Below are 4,479 nucleotides of genomic sequence, written 5' to 3' on the forward strand. Positions count from 1 at the left end.
CGGACAGCCTGCGCGGCCGCCGCTTCAGCCTGGCGCGTGGCCAGACCGGCGGCGAGGACACCGAATTCTTCGACCAGATGCACAAGGCCGGCGGCCGCATCGCCTTCGCGCCCAAGGCGTGGGTCGACGAGGTGGTGCCGCGCTCAAGGGCGGCATTCGAATGGCTCGGCCGCCGCCGCTTTCGCGTCGGCCAGACGCATGGCCATCTCCTGGGCAGTAGCGCCAGCAGCATCGGCCTGGTCAAGCAGGTCGGCCTGGCCTCGGCAAAGGCCATCTATTGCTTCGCCTCGGCACTTCCGGTCGTCGTCAGTCCAGTCCGCAGGAACCGCAGCGTGCTGCGCGGCATTATGCATGTTGGTGTCGTCAGCGGCCTCGTCGGCATCCGCGAAATTCGCCTCTATGGCCAGCCGTCGCCACAGGAGGGAGGCAAGCGTGCAGCCTGACGTCAGCTCTGTCCCGGATGTTTCCTTCGTTATTGCCGCCTACAACGCCGAGGCGACCCTTGATCGGGCGATTGCCAGCGCCATCGCCCAGAAGGGTGTCAGCGTCGAAATCATCGTCGTCGACGACAAGTCGCGCGATGCGACGCTCGACGTGGCGCGGGCCTACCCCGGGGATATCGTCCGTGTCGTCGCCCTGGCCAGCAACCGCGGCCCTGGCGGCGCCAGGAATGCCGGCCTCGACGCCGCCCGCGGCAGATGGATCGCGGTTCTCGATTCCGACGACGCGGTCTTTCCCGGCCGGCTCGCGGCCATGATCGCTCGTGCCGAAAGCGCGGATGCCCAGATCGCCGTCGACAATCTGCAGGTCGTTCGCGAGGACGGCGTCATCGAGGACGCGATGTTTCCGCGGCAATATCTGGAAGGCTTGCGCGAGATTTCGCTGGCCACCTACATCGCCGGCAACGTCGTCTTCGAATCCAAGTTCAACCTCGGCTATCTCAAGCCGATCTTCCAGCGCGAGTTCCTGAACGAACACCGGCTTCGCTATGACGAAAAGCTGAGGATCGGCGAAGACTACATCCTGTTTGCCGGCGCCCTGGCCAAGGGCGGAAAATGCGTCGTCGAGCCCGATATCGGCTATGCCTATCATATCCGCAGCGGCTCCATCTCGCGCGTGCTCGAGCTTCACCACGTCGAAGCGATGCGCAGGGCGGATGCCGTGTTCGCTCAAACCCATCGGATGGATGAGGCCGCGCAGGCCGCGTTTGCACGGCGCGGCCGCAGCCTGCGCAAGGCGGCATCGTTTCTGTCACTGGTACAGCACATCAAGGCGCGGTCCCCGCTCAAGGCGATCCGGACTGCGCTCAGCGACCCGGCGGCGGTCAGGCATATGGGCATGCCGATCGCCGTGCGGTTGCGAAGAATGGCGGCACAATTTGCCGTTGGGGCGGGGAGGTGAAGATGCAGGCACATGGAGGGATTTTTCGTGGCCTGTGAATGGACTGAAGTCGATCTCCTCAGAAGGAATTTGCGATGAAGAAAATCAGGAAGGCCGTGATACCGGTGGCGGGGCTTGGAACAAGATTCCTGCCGGCGACCAAGTCGATGCCAAAGGAAATGCTTCCCGTGGTCGACAGGCCTGTCGTGCAATATGCGGTGGACGAGGCCTTCGAGGCGGGCATCGAGCACATCGTCTTCGTGACTGGCCGCAACAAGGCGGTGATCGAGGACTATTTCGACCTGCATCCGGAATTGATCGGCACCCTGGAGCAGACCGGCAAGAAGACCCAGTTGGAGGCGCTCGAAAGCATGCTGCCTGTGGCCGGTGCCACCAGCTTCATCCGCCAGCAATCGCCGCAAGGCCTCGGCCATGCCGTCTGGTGCGCGCGCGAGGTTATCGGCAACGAGCCCTTCGCCTTGCTGCTGCCGGACATGGTGTCCTTCGGCGGGCGCGGATGCCTCGCCGAAACCGTCGAGCTTTATGAGCGCACGGGTGGCAACGTGATCGCCGTCGAGCGTTGCGAACCGAGCGAGACCAACAAATACGGCATCGTTGGCCGTGGCGCCGAGATCGGTGGCGGTTTCGAGGTGACGGCCATGGTCGAGAAGCCGGCGCCGGCCAATGCGCCGTCGAACTTCTACATCAACGGCCGCTACATCCTGCAGCCCGAGATTTTCGCGCTTCTGGGCAATCAGCAGCGCGGCGCCGGCAACGAGATTCAATTGACGGACGCCATGGTTCGTCTGTCGAAGGATCAGTCGTTCTTCGCCCAGCCTTTTAAGGGTCGCATGTTCGACTGCGGTTCCAAGGAAGGGTTCATCCAGGCCAACATCGCCTTCGCGCTGGCGCGCGACGACATGAAGGGTCCGGTTTTCGAGATGCTTCAGGAGTTCGTCCGGTCGCATGAACGCCAGGAAGAAGCCGCATAATGCCCATCTTTCGGGAGCATGGTCAGATGGCCGGCGAAGAGGGGCCGGCAGGTTCTCGCCGTCTGGCACGACGCTTGCTTCGCTTCTGGCGATGCTCCCGATCTTCGAGGCGCCTGCAAGCCAAGGCATGATCCCGGAAAGTGGGTCCCGGTTTCCGGAAAAGATCATGTTGAAACAGTGAGATAGAGTCCATTGCGATGGACCGGCTCTAGAATTGGACCGAAGATGAATTATGCCAACTTTCCTCTCGACAAGAGGATGCCATTGCCGAATTCGGACGCAGGAGACGGCGAAGACTTCATCGATATCGAGCGGCTGCTTGGCATGGCCGCACGGCAGGCCAAGGTGGTTGCCGTGTGTGCCGTCATCGGTCTCTTCCTGGGCTTGCTCTATTTGCAGACGACGCCGCCTAAATATCAGTCGGTCGCCAGCGTGCTGATCGATGAGGGCTTGAACAAAATCGTCGACGACATTTCGGCGACGTCGACAACCATGCAGACCGATTCGGCGATCCTGAGCCAGATCGAGATCCTGACCTCGACGCGGCTTGCCGCCGTGGTCGTCGACAAGCTGAAGCTCGACCAGAACGACACATTCATGAATCCGCCCCAGTCGGCGCTTGCCCAAGGCATAGGCCTCATCCGCGGCCTGATCCAGTATGTCCGCCCCAGCTCTTCCATGCCGGGTGGCACTGACTTCAGCAAGCTCGACCCGGCCGCCCGCGATGCGCTGATCGCCACGTCGCGCCGCGACTACGCGATCCTCAAGCTGCAGAGCGAGGTGCGGGCAACGCGCATCGGGCGAAGCTACGTCATCGCGCTCGGCTATCAGGCGACGGACCCGGCCTTGGCAAACGCCATCACCAAGGCCTACGCCGATGCCTATCTCGCCGATCAGCTCGATGCCAGCTTCGATGCCACCGAGCGGGCTGCGGTCTGGCTCCAGGGCCGGTTGACGGAGCTGCGCCAGAGCTCGCAGGCAGCTTCGCTTGCGGTTGAGAAATTCAGGGCCGAACACGGGCTGGCCGCCAACAGCGACGGCCAGCTGATGAGCGACAAGCAGCTTTCCGACCTCAACGCCCAGCTTATCGTGGCGCAGGCCGACACCGCGCGCGCCAGCGCCCGCTACCAGCAGTACAAAGCCATTGTCGACAGCGGCTCCGAAAACGCCTTCAAGGATGCCGCCATATCGAGCGACCAGCCGAGCAGCTCGGTCATATCGGCGCTCAAGACCCGCTATCTCACGGTGGCCAAGCGTCTGCAGGACGTCGAGGCGAATTTCGGCCCCGAGCACCCGCAGGCGGTGGCTCTCTCCAAGGAGAAGGCCGACATATCGACGCAGATTTTCGGCGAGCTGAAGCAGCTGACCGAAAGCTATCGCAACGAATATGAGGTGGCGCAGGCACGCGAGACCGCGCTCAGGGCCAACGTCGCGGCCGCACAGGGCAAGAGTTCCGTCGACAACCAGACGCAAGTCAAGCTGCGTGAACTCGATCAGCAGGCGACGGCGCTCACCACGCTCTACCAGACATTCCTCGGCCGCTATGAGGAAGCCGCGCAACAGCAATCCTTCCCTGTCGGCAAGATCCGCATCATCTCCGACGCTTCGATGCCGATGGCGGCCTCGAGCCCGCGCACAATCGTCGTGCTCGGGCTTTCGCTGGTGCTTGGCCTGCTGATGGGCGCCGGCTTTGGTGGCCTGAACGAGTTCAACGAACGCTTCTTCAGGACCGGCGAGGACGTGCGCGACCGCGTCAACCTGAAATTCCTCGGCTATCTCCCCACGATCGGCGGCAAGCTCGGCAAGGAAGAAAAGCCGGGCGAGACCCAGGTAGACGCCAAGACCACCCAATCGCTGTCGGCGGCCGAAAGGCGGGCGCGCATGCGGGTCAGCATCGATTCTCCAGCCTCGATGTTCTCCGAAACGCTGCGAAGCGCCAAGATCGCCTTCGACGTCGTGATGGAAGGGCAAGGCAGCCGCGTCATCGGCGTCATCTCGGTGCTTCCCGGCGAAGGCAAGTCGACGGTCGCGGCAAATCTCGCCGGCTTGCTCGCCGCCAATGGCTCCAAGACGCTGCTGATCGACGGCGACTTGCGCAATCCCGGCC

Annotated in this window: 3 protein-coding genes and 1 pseudogene; all 4 read left to right on the top strand. The window is 63.1% G+C overall.

The features are described from left to right. A pseudogene (locus tag EN939_RS22405) lies at window positions 1–443 on the top strand (glycosyltransferase family 2 protein); the annotation flags it as partial. Beyond that, the gene (locus EN939_RS22410) at window positions 433–1,401 is read left to right on the top strand and encodes a glycosyltransferase family 2 protein (RefSeq protein ID WP_127269744.1); all 969 of its coding nucleotides are present in this window, start codon (window positions 433–435) and stop codon (window positions 1,399–1,401) included. The pseudogene EN939_RS22405 and the gene EN939_RS22410, both read left to right, overlap by 11 nt. 74 nt (window positions 1,402–1,475) lie before the next feature. Continuing rightward, window positions 1,476–2,372 (top strand): UTP--glucose-1-phosphate uridylyltransferase, encoded by an 897-nt coding sequence (locus tag EN939_RS22415; protein ID WP_127269746.1) that lies wholly within the window; start codon window positions 1,476–1,478, stop codon window positions 2,370–2,372. Window positions 2,373–2,597: 225 nt separating this feature from the next. Further along, window positions 2,598–4,479 (top strand): Wzz/FepE/Etk N-terminal domain-containing protein (locus EN939_RS22420; RefSeq protein ID WP_127269748.1); only part of this gene is annotated, 1,882 nt, incomplete at its 3' end.

Origin of the sequence: Mesorhizobium sp. M7A.F.Ca.CA.002.05.1.1, from assembly GCF_003998335.1 — a bacterium.
Classification (GTDB): domain Bacteria; phylum Pseudomonadota; class Alphaproteobacteria; order Rhizobiales; family Rhizobiaceae; genus Mesorhizobium.